This window comes from Aeromicrobium sp. JP4 (genome assembly GCF_054957925.1).
The window spans coordinates 3,332,593-3,347,203 of record NZ_CM143290.1 but is presented as its reverse complement, the minus strand read 5'-3'; the positions used below and the strand labels follow the sequence as shown (position 1 = coordinate 3,347,203).

The window sequence follows — 14,611 nt, the reverse complement described above, 5'->3', positions numbered from 1 at the left end:
GGGTCGGGGAAGGACTCCAGACTACGTGAGCGCCCGACCGGAGTCGGTAGGCACGCCCGCGTGGGAGTCCTCCCCCGATGCGCTACTTGGTGGACGCGCGCTGGTAGGCCCGCACCGACAGCGGCACGAACACCGCGACGATCAGCACGACCCACAGCAGCGTGTACAGCACCGGGTTCTGCAGGCTCCACGCGTCGGGGACCGGAACCCCCACAGGAACGTTGCCGAAGAGCTCGCGCACGGCCTGGGTGAGCGCCGAGACGGGGTTCCACTCGACGAACGGCTGCAGGAACGGAGGGAACGACTCGGTCGGCACGAACGCGTTCGAGACGAACGTCAGCGGCATGATCACGATGAACGACGCGTTGTTGATCACGTCGACGCTGGGCACGATCAGGCCGACCCAGGCCATGATCCAGCTGATCGCGTAGGCGAAGACCAGCAGCAACGCGAAGGCCGCCAGCATCTTCGGGATGCCCTCGTGCGCACGCCAGCCCACCAGCAGGCCCGTGAGCGCCATGATGATCAGTGACAGCACGTTGTAGACGACGTCGGCGCCCGTGCGCCCGACCAGCACCGCCGAGCGCGACATCGGCAGCGAGCGGAACCGGTCGATGAAGCCCTTCTGCATGTCCTCGGCCATCGCCGCGCCGGAGAACGTGGCACCGAACACCACCGTCTGGGCGAAGATGCCGCCGATCAGGAATTCCTTGTAGTCCAGACCCGGCCCGGCATCGATGGCGCCGCCGAAGACGTAGGCGAACAGCAGCACGAACATGATGGGCGAGATCAGGACGAACACCATGATCTCGGGGACGCGCTTGATCTTGATGAGGTTGCGCTTGGCGCACACCCAGCCGTCGCTGAGGACGCGCATGGGTGCGCTGCGCTCGGTGATGACGGTCATCGTCCAGCCTCCTGCTCGGTCGCTTCGTCCTCGGCCTGGTGACCGGTCAGGGACAGGAACACGTCGTCGAGAGTGGGCCGTCGCAGCCCGATGTCGAGGACGTCGATGCCGGCCGCGCGGATGTTGCCGAGCACCTGCATGAGGTCGTCGGCACCCGAGCCGCTGACCGCCGCCGAGAGCGCGCGGTCGTTCTGCGTCACGTCTCCCTTGGCGACCTCGGCCAGGAAGTCGTGGACGCGGGGCGCCTGCTCCACGTCGTCGACGACGACCTCGATCCGCTCGCCGCCCACCTTCGACTTGAGCTGGTCGGCGGTGCCCTCGGCGATGGAGCGGCCGCGGTCGATCACGATGATGTTGTCGGCCAGCAGGTCGGCCTCCTCGAGGTACTGCGTGGTGAGCAGCACCGTGCCGCCGTTCGCGACGAGGTCGGCGATGACCTCCCACATCTGCTGACGGCTGCGGGGGTCCAGGCCCGTGGTGGGCTCGTCGAGCACGATCACGGGCGGCTCGGCCACCAGCGCGCCGGCGAGGTCGAGGCGGCGTCGCATGCCGCCGGAGTAGGTCTTCGACGGCCGGTCGGCCGCGTCGGACAGACCGAACCGCGCCAGCAGGTCGCGCGCCCGGGCTCCGGCCGCCTTGGCCTTCATCCCGTACAGCCGCCCGACCATCTCGAGGTTCTCGTAGCCGGTGAGGTACTCGTCCACCGCCGCGTACTGACCCGAGAGGCCGATGCGCCGGCGCACCCCGTCGGGGTCGGTCAGGACGTCGACCCCCGCAACCGTGGCCTGGCCCTCGTCGGGCGTGAGCAAGGTGGTGAGGATGCGGACCGCCGTGGTCTTTCCCGCACCGTTGGGCCCGAGCAGTCCCAGGACGGTGCCCTCGGACACCGCCAGGTCGAGACCCGCCAGGGCCTCGACGTCGCCATAGCGGTTGACCAGTCCGGTCGCGCGGATCATGTCACTCATCCTCCGATCATGGACGAAGGGTCCGACAGAAATAAGCCCTGACGGGACGAGACCAGCGATCGGTGGTAGGAATGGGCCAGCATTTCGACGAACTCGGGGGTTCATCATGGTGGCCGACCTGCAGCAGGTCCTGCGATTCGATCCGGACGCGCTCGAGATCCCGGGAGATCCCGAGCGCCTGCGCGGGGGCGCGCAGAAGCTGGAGGACTTCATCACCGGGCTCACCGACGTGGGCAAGCGGCTCCGCGAGGCCGACGCGCCGAAGGAGTCGAGAGGGCCCACGGTCCGCGCGATGTCCCGCGTGGCCGGCACCATCGGACAGGTGCTCGAGGCCGACGCCGAGCAGCTCTCCGACCTGGCCGAGACCGTCCGCCGCCAGGCCGATCGCCTCACCGACGCCCAGGGCACGGTGGAGGAGGCGCGTCGTCGCTGGCGTCAGGCGCGCCAGGAGCTGCGCGACCAGGTCGACGACCTCAACGAGCGGGTCGCGCAGGCCGAGCGCGAGCGGAACGAGCGCATCGAGCGCGAGGAGCGCGAGGAGAGGGCCCGCAAGGACGGCAAGGGCGGCGGACACGGCGGCGGTGGTGGCGGTGGCGACCGCGAGCGTCGCGACCCCGAGCCGCCCACCGAGGCGGCCCAGCTGATCCGCGCCATGGACCAGCAGGTGCTCAACCAGGTGGACGGTCCTTTGCGCCGCCTCGCCGGCCTCGAGTTCACCGAGCGCCACGGCGCCGTGGCGATGGCGATGGACGGCAAGGCCGACCAGATCGCCGAGCGCTACCGCCAGAGCGTGCAGGCGATCTTCGACGACATCGTCGAGGCGCTCCGCCAGGTCCACCGGGTCGACGAGCAGCTCGTGGAGCAGCTCCCCCGCCGCGAGAAGGCCCTCGTCTCGGTGGCGCAGACGCCCGACCAGCAGACGGCACCCGACCTGACCCGCGTGTCCCGTCCCGAGGACCTCACCACCGTCGGCGAGCAGCTGCAGGAGTGCGCGCAGGCCCTCAACCGGGCCGACGAGCAGATCCCCGACATCCGGATCGCCATCCGCGAGGGTCGCATGACGCCCGAGGACGAGCAGATCGGCAGCATGAACGGGTTCCAGCGCACGTGGAAGGAGCACCTCGACCAGGTGCGCGAGGACCTCAACCACGCCCGCAAGGCCGGTGACGAGATCGCGCGCGAGCTGCGCGAGCTCGACGAGCGCGGGGCCCGCGAGGTCCGCCGCGCCTTCCGTCAGGCCGACTGAGCCGGGCGCACAGCCGGCTTCGCGAAGGTCCTCTCCCCGGACCTGCGAACCGTGTACGTTAACCGGACGTTCACGTACGGTTCGCGTGCGTGACACCGGACCCAGGGGGAAGCATGGCCCGCGCCGCCGACCGGCTCGACGCCCCGCAGGAGCGCGACGCCTACTGGAACGCCTACTACGCCGACAGAGGCGTGGCGCGTCCCCTGCCGTCGCAGTTCGCCGCCTTCGTGGCGGGCGAGCTCGACCAGCCGGCGCGGATCATCGAGTTCGGCAGCGGGTCCGGGCGCGACACCTTGTTCTTCGCAGCGCACGGTCACGACGTCACGGGCGTCGACGCCTCCAAGGCCGCGGTCGAGGCGTGCACCGCGGAGGCCGCCGACCTGGGCCTCGACGTCGAGTTCCTCGCGGCCACGATCGACCAGGACGGCCTCGCGGCGCAGCTGCGCGTGAGTCCCGGCACCACCGTGGTCTACGCCCGCTTCTTCGTCCACGCGATCACCGACGAGGAGCAGACCGCGTTCCTCGACCTGGCGGCGTCCCTGACGTCCCCCGGCGACCGGCTGGCCGTCGAGTACCGCACCCTGCGCGACTCCAGCGGCGCCAAGGTCACCGGCAGCCACTTCCGCCGATTCGTCGACCCGACCTCGTTCAACGCCGAGGCGGTCCTGCACGGATTCGACGTCACGTACGCGGTCGAGGGCTTCGGCTTCGCGAAGTACCGGCAGGACGACGCCTACGTGGCACGGGCGCTGTTCCTGAGGCGGTGACGTGACCTCCCTCGAAGCGGCGCTCCGCCGAACCATCGGCGAGGTGAGCGCCCGGCTACCGGACTTCGACTTCGTGGGCCCGGGCGGTCAGCTGCGGGTCGACCTTGGCCCCACCCTCGTCGACCGGGTGCGGGTGGACCTGCTCTCCCCCGGGGTCCTGCGCCTGCAGTCCCTCGGCATCGTCACGACGGACGGTCTTCCGCCCGACGCTCTGGCGAGTCGCAGCACCGTCGTCGTGAGCAGCTGGTCCGCGGGCCGGCAGGAGGCCTTCCGGCCGTCCCGTCTCCTGGACCCCGATCACCGGGACGGCCCGATGATCCAGACGCAGCACGACGACCGCCCCTGGGCGGAGGTCACGTTCGACGAGCCCGTCGAGGTCGCCGCCGTGCAGCTGCGCGCGATCGACGCCCGTGCGGCGGTCGAGGATCGCGACATCCGGGTGCAGGTCGGCTCCCCCGGAGCGGAGCTCGTGACCGTCCACGACGCGCGCGAGCGCCGGGAGCTGCTCCACACCCTCCTGTCCGAGGCTGCCGCGCAGGTGCCGCCAGAGCTCCGGTCCGAGTTCGTGATGCTGGTGGGTCCGCTCGAGATGACCATCGCCGGCGACTACCGCGACGCCCGGGCCGCGATGAAGCAGGTCGCGAAGAAGGTCCCCGACGAGGCGCGACGCGCCTTCGCGCGCGTGGTCTCCGACGACGTGCTCCTCGGGCGGTCGCTGGAGTGGACCGCCCACGGCCCGACCCGGTCGTTCCGGTTCTGGTCCGAACGGGAGAAGGTCGACTACGTCCGCTTCACGGTCTCGGTCGCCGAGGCGCTGCGCGAGCTCACCCCGCACGTGTGCTTCGGCTACGGCGCCGCGCTGGCGGTCGTCCGCGACGGCGACCTCATCCCCCATGACGACGACCTCGACCTCATCGTGGCGTTCGAGCCCCACGAGGCGGCCACGTTGCCCGAGGCGCACGCCCGCGTGGAGGAGTTCCTGGGCGCCCGCGGCTTCGCCGTGAAGGGTGACTTCTTCGGCCACCGGCACGTCGCCCCCGCCACCGGAGAGAAGAGCGTCGACGTGTTCTCGGCGCTGTTCGAGAGCGACCGCATCGCGTGGTACCCCGGCACCCGGGGAGCCCTCGACCGCTCGACGATGTTCCCCACCGGCGAGGGCGAGCTGCTCGGCGTCCGGTGCCCGCTGCCGGCCGACCCGGTGGCGTACCTCGAGACGATCTACGGGCCCGGCTGGAGCACGCCCGACCCGGGGTTCAAGCACACGTGGCGCAAGCGGGACTTCGCCGACCAGACCGTGGCGCCCGCCCCTTCGGAGCCGGAGCCCGAGCGCCGCGGCTGGCTCGCCCGCGTGCTTCAGTCCTGGCGGTAGGTGCTGAGGAAGTTTCCCATCCGCTGGATCGCCTCGGCGAGGTCGCGCGACCACGGCAGCGTCACGATCCGCAGGTGATCGGGGTCGGGCCAGTTGAAGCCCGTCCCCTGCGTGAGGAGGATCTTCTCGCTCATCAGCAGGTCCAGCACGAAGCGCTGGTCGTCCTTGATGGGGTACACCTCGGGATCCAGCCGCGGGAAGGCGTAGAGCGCCCCGCGCGGGGTGACCACACTGACGCCGGGGATCTTGCGCAGCTCGTTGACGGCGGTGTCACGCTGCTCGAGCAGGCGACCGCCGGGCAGGATGAGCTCCTTGATCGACTGGTAGCCGCCGAGCGCCACCTGGATCGCGTTCTGCGCCGGCACGTTGGGGCACAGGCGCATCGAGGCCAGCAGCGTGAGGCCCTCGAGGTAGTCCTCGGCGCGCTCGAGCGGGCCGGTCACGACGAGCCAGCCGGCGCGGTAGCCGCACACCCGGTACGCCTTGGACAGGCCGTTGAAGGTCAGGGTCAGCACGTCGGGCGCGACGCTGCCCATGGGGATGTGCACGGCGTCGTCGTAGAGGATCTTGTCGTAGATCTCGTCGGCCATGAGGATCAGGTCGTGCTTGCGCGCCAGGTCGGCGATCGCCGTGAGCGTCTCGCGGCTGTAGACCGCACCCGTGGGGTTGTTCGGGTTGATCACGACGATGACCTTGGTGCGGTCGGTGATCTTGGACTCGAGGTCCTCGAGGTCGGGGTTCCAGTCGTTGTCCTCGTCGCACCGGTAGTGCACCGGCCGGCCCCCGGCGAGGTTGGTGACGGCGGTCCACAGCGGGTAGTCCGGCGTGGGGATCAGCACCTCGTCGCCGTTGTCGAGCAGCGCCTGGAGGGCGATCTGGATCAGCTCGCTGACGCCGTTGCCGAGCCAGACGTCGTCGATGTCGATCGCCGGGAAGCCGTCCTGGAGCTGGTAGTGGTGCACCACCGCGCGTCGGGCCGACTGGATGCCGCGCGAGTCGGAGTACCCCTGCGCGGTCGGGAGGCCGGCGATGACGTCCTGGAGGATCTCCGAGGGCGCGTCGAAGCCGAACGGCTGCGGGTTGCCGATGTTGAGCTTGAGGATCCGGTGGCCCTCGGCCTCCAGCTGGGCGGCTCGCGCGCTGACGGGGCCGCGGATGTCGTACAGGACATCCCTCAACTTCTCCGACTGGCGCACGACAGGGCTCATGCGCCCATTGTGCCGGACGGCCTCCACGCGAAGCGCTGGCAGTGACGTTTGCGGGCGCGACACGCCGGTCACCGGGCCGCGAACGTCACCGCCACCGCTGACCCGGCGCCCACGAGCGGAACCATGAGGGCTCCTCGAGGGTCCAGTCGCGACGGTGGGAGAGCCCGGCGTCGCGGTGTCCGAGCCGGATGCGACTCACGAGGCCCTGAACGTCCCTGTGGTCGAGCGACGTCGCACGGACCACGACCAGTCCCGCGCGTTCGAACCGCTCCTCACGGACGTTGTCGTCGGAGTGGTTCTGCGCATCCCGGTGGTGAGCGCCATCGGTCTCGATGACCAGCCCGGAGTCCTCGTCGAGGAGATCGGCGACCCCGAGCAGGGCTCCTGAGGGACTGAACACCGGTGCATTGACCAGGAGCGCATCAAGACCGGCATCCAATTGCGCGACCAGTCTCGTCCGGGTCTCCAACGGACTCGCGCTGCGCTCCGATCCCAGCAGCAGGGCCCGCTTCGCCCGAACGATGCCCCGTGTCTTGCGGTGGGAGCTCACCACCTGCTGGACCGCACGCAGCGAGGTGTGCGCGGTGTCCCTCACTCCCGAGACGGCCGAGTCCAGGGCGACGACCGCTGCCCGGAGGGAAGGAGCGAGACGCATCTCGTCGTACACGGCTCGCGCCGTGGTCGTCACGGGAACGCCCTCCAAGGACGTCACCTCGTGGTCCCACACGGTGGCCCGGCACGGCTCCACGACCGTGCGGCGGCGCATCTGCGTCCCGGCGCCGCAGTGCACGAGAGCCGGGCGCAGCTCCTCGCCGCCACCGAATGCGTCATTGCCCTGGAAGCGCAGTGAGGCCCATCCGCCCAGGACGCACCCGTGACTCATCAGGCCTATCGCGTCAGCGACGCGTCCGTCGGCGTCTCCCACCGCCATGCCGGCCGGTCGCCACAGACCGTGTGCGCGCTGCTCCCACATCCGGCCTCGCAGCTCGTCGGGCGTTGCCGGCACGACACGAGTTCTCGCGGTCGCGAAGATGGGCTCCATGACCCGCAAGCGTGGGCCGTCCCGCCGACGTGGCCTGCGTTGTCCACAGCCGAATCAGTGGGCGTGACGTTTCGGGGGTGCTCACCGGCGTGTCGGCCCCGCAAACGTCACTGCCAGCGCTTCCTGCGCCCGGTGTCGGACTCAGTCGAGGTCGCGGACGACGTCCAGCGCGCGCTGGAGGTCGTCGGGGTACGGGCTCTCGTACTCGGCCCACTCGCCGGTGCCGGGGTGGGTGAACCCGAGCCGCACGGCGTGGAGCCACTGCCGCTCGAGGCCCACGCGCTTGGCGAGCACCGGATCGGCGCCGTAGAGCGGGTCGCCGACGCACGGGTGCTTGATCGCGGCCATGTGCACGCGGATCTGGTGGGTGCGGCCGGTCTCGAGCTTGATCTCGAGCAGCGACGCGTAGCGGTGCGCCTCGAGCGTGTCGTAGTGCGTCACGCTGGCGCGGCCGTCGGCGCGCACCGTGAACTTGAAGTCGTGCTTGGGGTGGCGGGCGATCGGTGCGTCGATCGTGCCCGTGTGCGGGTCGGGGTGACCCTGCACGAGCGAGTGGTAGGTCTTGTCGACCGTGCGGTCGCGGAAAGCCTGCTTGAGGATCGTGTAGGCGCGCTCGGACTTCGCCACCACCATGAGCCCGCTGGTGCCCACGTCGAGCCGCTGCACGATGCCCTGCCGCTCGGGGGCGCCGCTGGTGGAGATCCGCACGCCCACGCCGGCCAGGTGACCCGAGACCGTGGGGCCGTCCCAGCCCACGCCGGGGTGCGCGGCCACGCCGACGGGCTTGTCCACGACCACGATGTCGTCGTCCTCGTGCACGATCGACATGCCCTCGACCTCGGTGGCGACAACCACGGCACGCCGCGGAGCCGGGATGGTGGCCTCCATGAGCGCACCGTGCTCGACGCGCTCGGACTTGATGGGCGCGGTCCCGTCGAGCAGGACCAGTCCCTCGGCGACCAAGTCGCCGGCCCGCGTGCGGGAGACGCCGAACAGCCGCGCGAGGGCGACGTCGACGCGCTCGCCGGCCAGGCCTTCCGGGATGTAGACGCTACGCACCTCGGTGGTGTCGTCCGATGTCACGAGTCCTCCCGGGTGCCGTCGAAGCGGTGACCCCGCCACGACCGCCAGATGATGATCACGGCCGCCACCGTCAGGGCGATGTCGGCCACGTTCCCGACGAAGAACCCGGCGTAGTCGATGAAGTCGACGACGTGGCCCCGCAGGAACGACGGCTCACGGAAGAGCCGGTCGATCAAGTTTCCCACGGCGCCGCCCAGGAACAGCCCGAGCCCCACCGCCCACCAGGGATCACGCAGCCGAGGGGCGATGACGACGAGCGTGACGGTGACCGCGATCGCGATCAGGCTCAGCACGATCGTGTAGCCGGCTCCGGTGCCGAGCGCGGCGCCGGGGTTGAGCACGAAGCGCAGGCTCAGCAGATCGCCGAGCAGGGGGATGGCGTCGCGCCCCTCGAGGCGCGCGACCGCCCACCACTTCGTGAGCTGGTCGACCAGCACGACCGCCAGGGCCACGCCGGCGAAGAGGCCGACCCGGCGCCGGCCCAGGGGCTCGGCCGCCGGGTCCGTGGACGGGGTCACGGGAGTCAGCGACGCTCCTCGCGGCGCTTGCAGTCCATGCACAGCGTCGCGCGGGGGAACGCCATCAGGCGCAGCTTGCCGATGGGCTCGCCGCACTGCTCGCAGACGCCGTAGGTACCGTCCTCGAGACGGGCCAGTGCCTTCTCGGTCTGGAGCAGCAGCTCCCGCTGGTTCGCGGCGAGCGAGAGCTCGGCGTCACGCTCGAGGCTGTTCGATCCGACATCGGCCTGGTCGTTGCCCGCACCGTCGACCCCTCCGGACAGGATGTCCTGCAGATCCTTCGCCGAATGGTCGAGTTCGGTCTTGAGCCTGGCGAGGTCCTCGGTGAGTTCCTCGCGCACGGCCTTGGCCTCGGCGGGGGTCCACGGCTCTTCGTCCGCGCGCACGGCCAATGTGGTCTTGGGCATGCCCGGGACAGTAGACCGACCACGGGGCCGGTGCAAGTCGGCCCACCGTAGGATTGGCCGAGTGAGTCAGGACGCCCCGAACGCCCCCGCAGTGCCGCCCACCTCCGCTCCCTTCGGGGCCGCCGGTGATGCGCTGCGCTACCGCCCCGTGCCCGCCCACGTCGACCTGCCGGCGATGGAGCGAGAGATCCTCGACCTGTGGGCCGAGCAGGGCACCTTCGCGGCCAGCCTGAGCACCCGAGCCGACGCCGAGCGCTGGACCTTCTACGAGGGTCCGCCCACCGCCAACGGCGTGCCCGGCACCCACCACGTGGAGGCCCGCGTCTTCAAGGACGTCTTCCCGCGCTTCAAGACGATGCAGGGCTACCACGTCGAGCGCAAGGCCGGCTGGGACTGCCACGGCCTGCCGGTGGAGATCGCGGTCGAGAAGGAGCTGGGCTTCAACGGCAAGCCCGACATCGAGGCCTTCGGCATCGCCGAGTTCAACGCGAAGTGCCGCGAGTCCGTCCTGCGCAACGTCGACCAGTTCGAGGCCATGACCGAGCGGATGGCGTACTGGACCGACATGTCCGATCCCTACCGCACGATGGACGCGCCGTACGTCGAGAGCGTCTGGTGGGCGCTGTCGCAGATCCACGGCAAGGGCCTGCTCGTCGAGGACTACCGCGTCGCCCCCTACTGCCCCCGCTGCGGCACCACGCTGTCCGACCACGAGCTGGCGCAGGGCTACGAAACGGTCGTCGACCCGTCGGTCTACGTGCGCTTCCCGCTGACGTCGGGACCGTGGGAGGGCACCGACCTGCTGGTCTGGACCACCACGCCGTGGACGCTCGTGTCGAACACCGCGGTCGCCGTGCACCCCGACGTCACCTACGTCGTCGCGACAGACGGCACCGACCGCGTCGTCGTGGCCGAGCCGCTCGTCGGCGCCGCCCTCGGCGAGGGCTGGGAGGCCGTCGAGACCGTCACGGGCCGCGACATGGAGCGCTGGACCTACCGCCGCCCCTTCGACCTCGTCGAGATCCCCGACGCGCACTTCGTCGTGCTCGGCGACTACGTCACCACCGAGGACGGCACCGGCCTGGTGCACCAGTCCCCCGCGTTCGGCGCCGACGACATGGCGGTCTGCAAGGCGTACGGCCTGCCCGTGGTCAACCCGATCGCGCCCGACGGTCACTTCGAGGCCGACGTCCCCCTCGTGGGCGGCGCGTTCTTCAAGGAGGCCGACCCGACCCTCGTCGCCGACCTCGACGCCCGCGGCCTGCTGTTCACGAAGCTCGACTACGAGCACAGCTACCCGCACTGCTGGCGCTGCCACACGCCGCTGATGTACTTCGCCCTTCCCGCCTGGTACATCCGCACCACCGCCCGCAAGGACGAGCTGCTCGCGCAGAACGAGCAGACCAACTGGTACCCCGGCACCATCAAGCACGGCCGCTACGGCGACTGGCTCGAGAACAACATCGACTGGTCGCTGTCGCGCAACCGGTTCTGGGGCACTCCCCTGCCGATCTGGCGCAACGACGCCGACCCGAGCAAGGTCGTGTGCGTCGAGTCGCTGGCCCACCTGTCGGAGCTGACCGGCACCGACCAGTCCGACCTCGACCCGCACCGGCCCTACATCGACGACGTGACCTTCACGATCGACGGCGAGCCCGGCACCTACCGCCGCGTCCCCGAGGTCATCGACGCCTGGTTCGACTCCGGCTCGATGCCGTTCGCGCAGTGGGGCTACCCCCATGCCGAGGGCTCGAAGGAGAAGTTCGAGCGCGCCTACCCCGCGCAGTACATCGCCGAGGCGATCGACCAGACGCGCGGCTGGTTCTACTCGCTGATGGCGGTCGGCACGCTCGTGTTCGACCGGTCCAGCTACGAGAACGTCGTCTGCCTGGGTCACATCCTGGCCGAGGACGGCCGCAAGATGAGCAAGCACCTGGGCAACATCCTGCTGCCCATGCCGCTCATGGACGAGCACGGCGCCGACGCGCTGCGCTGGTTCATGGCCTGCTCCGGCTCGCCGTGGTCGGCGCGCCGGATCGGCCACAACGCCCTCACCGAGATCGTGCGCAAGGTCCTGCTGACCTACTGGAACACCGTGGCCTTCCACGTCCTGTACGCCCGCGCCGAGGGCTGGAGCCCGGCCGGCGCCGACGTCCCGCCGGCCGCCGAGCGGGGCGTGCTCGACCGCTGGCTGCTCTCGCAGACCCAGGACCTCGTGCGCGAGGTGACCTCCGCGCTGGAGGACTTCGACACCCAGCGCGCCGGCCTGATGATCTCGACCTTCGTCGACGACATGTCCAACTGGTACGTCCGCCGCTCGCGCAAGCGCTTCTGGCGTGGCGACGCCGCCGCGCTGGCCACCCTGCACGAGGTCCTCGACGTCCTCACGCGGCTGATGGCCCCGCTCGTGCCGTTCGTCACCGAGCGGGTCTGGCAGGACCTCATCGTGCCGGTCGACCCCGACGCCGCCCCCTCCGTGCACCTCGCGGACTGGCCCGTTGCCGATGAGTCGCTGCGCGTCGAGGGCCTCGCCGAGCGGGTCTCGCTGGCCCGCCGTGTCACCGAGCTGGGACGCGCCGCGCGCGCCGAGGCGAAGGTCCGCACGCGCCAGCCGCTGCGCCGCGCCCTGATTGGCTCGGCCCACTTCGAGCAGCTCGGCGACGACCTGCGCGCCCAGGTGTGCGAGGAGCTCAACATCGAGCAGCTCGGGTCGCTGGCCGACGCCGGCGCCGACCTGGTCGAGTTCTCCGCCAAGGCCAACTTCCGCCAGCTCGGCAAGCGCTACGGCAAGCAGACCCCGGTGGTCGCCCAGGCGATCGCCGCGGCCGACGCCGGAGAGCTCGCCGCGCGGCTCGAGAAGGGCGAGGCCACGGTCACCGGCGAGGACGGCCAGACGTGGCAGGTCGAGGCCGACGACGTGATCGTCACCGAGCGTCCGCGCGAGGGCTGGTCGGTCGTCAACGAGCAGGGCGAGACCGTCGCGCTGGACCTGGCGATCGACGACGAGCTGCGCCGCGCCGGACTGGCCCGTGAGGCCGTGCGCGTGATCCAGGAGGCACGCAAGGCCGCCGGACTGGAGATCACCGACCGGATCACCCTGACGTGGACAGCCGACGGCGAGACGGCCGAGGCGCTGCGCGAGCACGGCGCGAGCATCGCCGAGGAAGTCCTCGCGGTCTCGTTCGAGCCAGGCGACGCCGCCGACGTGCGCGACGACGACCTCGGTCTCGCGGTCAGCCTCAGCCGCGCCTGACGCTCCGGCGTCGCGCGTGGTCTCGATACACCGCCTCGCTGCGCTCGTCGGCACTCGACCACCGGGCACTGCCGGGTGATCGAACAGCCGGCGAGCGCCGCCTAACCCTGTCGAGATCGGCACCCCGGACAGACGAACGACGGCGCCCGATCCCCTGAGGGATCGGGCGCCGTCGTTGACTCAGTACGCGCGGTTCCGCAGCGTCACTCCTTGCCGTCGAGCGCAGTCCCCTGCTGCGGCGCGACGGGCTGGCTGCCCTCCAGCTGGGCCAGCTGGTCCTGGAAGTAGGCCTTCAGGCGGGCGCGGTACTCGCGCTCGTAGGCACGCAGGTGGTCGATCTCGCCCTGGAGCTCCTGACGCTCGCGCTCGAGGTTGGAGATGACCTCCTTGCGACGCTGCTCGGTCTCGACGTCGAGCTGCTCGGCGCGCTTGCGCGACTCGTACTGCAGCGTGTCGGCGTTGCGACGGGCCTCGGCGGAGAGCTGCTCGGCCTCGACGCGGGCCTCACCGATGATCGTGTCGGCCTCCTCCTTCGCGGCGTCCATGAGCTGGTCGGCGTTGGCCGACGCGATCTCGAGCAGACGCGCGGCGGCCGTGGAGGCCTCGGAGGTCGAGGTGACGCGCAGCTCCTGCGGGGCGGCGGGGGCTACGGGGGCGGGAGCCGGCTCGGGCTCCTTGACCGGCTCGGGCTCCTTGACGGGCTCGGGCTTCGCGGCGACCGGGGCAGGCTGGGCCTTCGAGGCCTGCTCGAGCGCGGACTCGAGCTCGGCGACCTTGGCCTTGAGCTCGGAGTTCTCGCTGACGAGACGCTCGAATTCGACCTCGACCTCGTCGAGGAACTGCTCGACCTCGCCCATGTCGTAGCCGTCGCGCAAGCGCACGGCGGTGAACTGCTTGTCGCGAATGTCCTGGGGCGTGAGCGCCATCTGGTCACCTCTGCGTGTGAGTCGGGTCTGTCTTGGGAAAGATTCGGGGCCTCATCAACGGTACCGCTTCATCCTAGGCACCGGACAACGGGCTGGTGCTCAAGTCTCAACGATCACCTAAAAGATCACGACCACCAGGGACTGGGCGATGAACAACAGCAGCAACAGGACCATCGCCGAGACGTCGAGCATGATCCCGCCGAGACGGATCGAGGGGATCACTCTGCGCAGCGCGCGCAGCGGCGGATCGGTGACCGTGAAGATGAACTCGCACAGCACCGCGATGAAGCCGCGCGGCTGCCACTGGCGGGCCAGCAGCTGCACCCAGTCCACGACGAACCGGGCGATCACGAAGATGATCGCCAGGTAGATCAGGTTGTAGAGGACGACGCCGATCGTCGACACGTCGCCTCAGCTCTGGTTGTAGAAGCCGCCGGCCGCGAGCTGCGCGCGGTCCTCGTCGGAGACCTGCACGCCCTCGGGCGAGAGCAGGAACACCTTGGCGGTGATGCGGTTGATCGTGCCGTGGACCGCGAAGACCAGGCCGGCCGCGAAGTCGACGAGGCGCTTGGCGTCGTCGTCGCCGATGTCCGAGAGGTTCATGATGACCGGGACGCCGGAGCGGAACGACTCGCCGATCGTGCGGGCGTCGTTGTACGTCCGGGGCGTGACGGTCTCGATGCGCGCGAGGTCGGCCACGGACATGCCGGGCTGACGACGGTCGTCGAGGGCCGTGACGGAGCGCGGGGCGACCGGCTGGGGGGCGGCCTGGCGCACGGGTGCCGCAGTACGAGCCGGGGCCTCCGTCTCGTACTCGAGCGCGTCGTCGTACTCGGCCTGCTCGACGAGTCCGAGGTACTCGCCCATCCTCCGCATTGCGCCAGCCATGCTCACTCCCGATCTTCGGTCTTGACGTTGTT

The 14,611-nt window shown here is 70.4% G+C and carries 14 protein-coding genes; 4 read left to right on the top strand and 10 right to left on the bottom strand.

The features are described from left to right. Positions 1-82: 82 nt before the first annotated feature. Both ACY1JX_RS16510 and ACY1JX_RS16505 read right to left on the bottom strand, forming a co-directional pair. Positions 83-907: an ABC transporter permease gene (locus ACY1JX_RS16510; protein ID WP_462564638.1), complete on the bottom strand. Its 825-nt coding sequence runs from the start codon at positions 905-907 to the stop codon at positions 83-85. Then, positions 904-1,872 (bottom strand): ATP-binding cassette domain-containing protein, encoded by a 969-nt coding sequence (locus tag ACY1JX_RS16505; protein WP_462564637.1) that lies wholly within the window; start codon positions 1,870-1,872, stop codon positions 904-906. The genes ACY1JX_RS16510 and ACY1JX_RS16505 overlap by 4 nt, the downstream gene beginning before the upstream one ends. A 106-nt stretch (positions 1,873-1,978) precedes the next feature. On the opposite strand from ACY1JX_RS16505, the gene ACY1JX_RS16500 reads away from it, so the two are divergent. The 3 genes from ACY1JX_RS16500 to ACY1JX_RS16490 all read left to right on the top strand — a co-directional run bounded on the left by ACY1JX_RS16500 (position 1,979) and on the right by ACY1JX_RS16490 (position 5,254). Next, the gene (locus ACY1JX_RS16500; RefSeq protein ID WP_462564636.1) at positions 1,979-3,118 is read left to right on the top strand and encodes a putative T7SS-secreted protein; all 1,140 of its coding nucleotides are present in this window, start codon (positions 1,979-1,981) and stop codon (positions 3,116-3,118) included. Positions 3,119-3,231: 113 nt separating this feature from the next. Continuing rightward, positions 3,232-3,885 carry a class I SAM-dependent methyltransferase gene (locus ACY1JX_RS16495; protein WP_462564635.1) on the top strand — a complete coding sequence of 218 codons (654 nt, stop codon included), beginning with the start codon at positions 3,232-3,234 and terminating at the stop codon, positions 3,883-3,885. Between the two features lies 1 nt (position 3,886). Beyond that, positions 3,887-5,254, top strand: coding sequence for a hypothetical protein (locus ACY1JX_RS16490; protein ID WP_286928212.1), 1,368 nt, complete (start codon positions 3,887-3,889; stop codon positions 5,252-5,254). Here the strand turns inward: ACY1JX_RS16490 and ACY1JX_RS16485 are convergent. The 5 genes from ACY1JX_RS16485 to ACY1JX_RS16465 all read right to left on the bottom strand — a co-directional run bounded on the left by ACY1JX_RS16485 (position 5,239) and on the right by ACY1JX_RS16465 (position 9,512). Then, on the bottom strand, positions 5,239-6,462 hold the full coding sequence (locus ACY1JX_RS16485; RefSeq protein ID WP_462564634.1) for a pyridoxal phosphate-dependent aminotransferase: 1,224 nt from the start codon (positions 6,460-6,462) through the stop codon (positions 5,239-5,241). The two genes, ACY1JX_RS16490 and ACY1JX_RS16485, sit on opposite strands and share 16 nt — an antisense overlap. 85 nt (positions 6,463-6,547) lie before the next feature. Beyond that, entirely contained in the window at positions 6,548-7,504 is a 957-nt protein-coding gene (locus ACY1JX_RS16480) for a hypothetical protein (RefSeq protein WP_462564633.1), read from the bottom strand. A 141-nt stretch (positions 7,505-7,645) separates the two neighbouring features. Continuing rightward, a complete protein-coding gene (locus tag ACY1JX_RS16475; RefSeq protein WP_376785941.1) occupies positions 7,646-8,587 on the bottom strand; it encodes an RluA family pseudouridine synthase in 942 nt (313 codons plus the stop codon). Continuing rightward, the gene (gene lspA, locus ACY1JX_RS16470) at positions 8,584-9,105 is read right to left on the bottom strand and encodes a signal peptidase II (protein WP_181756793.1); all 522 of its coding nucleotides are present in this window, start codon (positions 9,103-9,105) and stop codon (positions 8,584-8,586) included. Before lspA ends, ACY1JX_RS16475 begins: the two co-directional genes overlap by 4 nt. Positions 9,106-9,110: 5 nt before the next feature. Further along, the gene (locus ACY1JX_RS16465; protein WP_462564632.1) at positions 9,111-9,512 is read right to left on the bottom strand and encodes a TraR/DksA family transcriptional regulator; all 402 of its coding nucleotides are present in this window, start codon (positions 9,510-9,512) and stop codon (positions 9,111-9,113) included. A gap of 175 nt (positions 9,513-9,687) precedes the next feature. On the opposite strand from ACY1JX_RS16465, the gene ileS reads away from it, so the two are divergent. Then, on the top strand, positions 9,688-12,765 hold the full coding sequence (ileS, locus tag ACY1JX_RS16460; protein WP_462565899.1) for an isoleucine--tRNA ligase: 3,078 nt from the start codon (positions 9,688-9,690) through the stop codon (positions 12,763-12,765). A gap of 203 nt (positions 12,766-12,968) precedes the next feature. On the opposite strand, the gene ACY1JX_RS16455 is transcribed toward ileS, so the two are convergent. The 3 genes from ACY1JX_RS16455 to ACY1JX_RS16445 all read right to left on the bottom strand — a co-directional run bounded on the left by ACY1JX_RS16455 (position 12,969) and on the right by ACY1JX_RS16445 (position 14,579). Then, complete coding sequence (locus ACY1JX_RS16455) at positions 12,969-13,691, bottom strand: DivIVA domain-containing protein (protein WP_286928206.1); 723 nt, start codon at positions 13,689-13,691, stop codon at positions 12,969-12,971. 117 nt (positions 13,692-13,808) lie between these two features. Next, the gene (locus ACY1JX_RS16450; protein WP_078700740.1) at positions 13,809-14,096 is read right to left on the bottom strand and encodes a YggT family protein; all 288 of its coding nucleotides are present in this window, start codon (positions 14,094-14,096) and stop codon (positions 13,809-13,811) included. Positions 14,097-14,102: 6 nt separating this feature from the next. Further along, entirely contained in the window at positions 14,103-14,579 is a 477-nt protein-coding gene (locus tag ACY1JX_RS16445; protein WP_181756789.1) for a cell division protein SepF, read from the bottom strand. Positions 14,580-14,611: the final 32 nt, after the last annotated feature.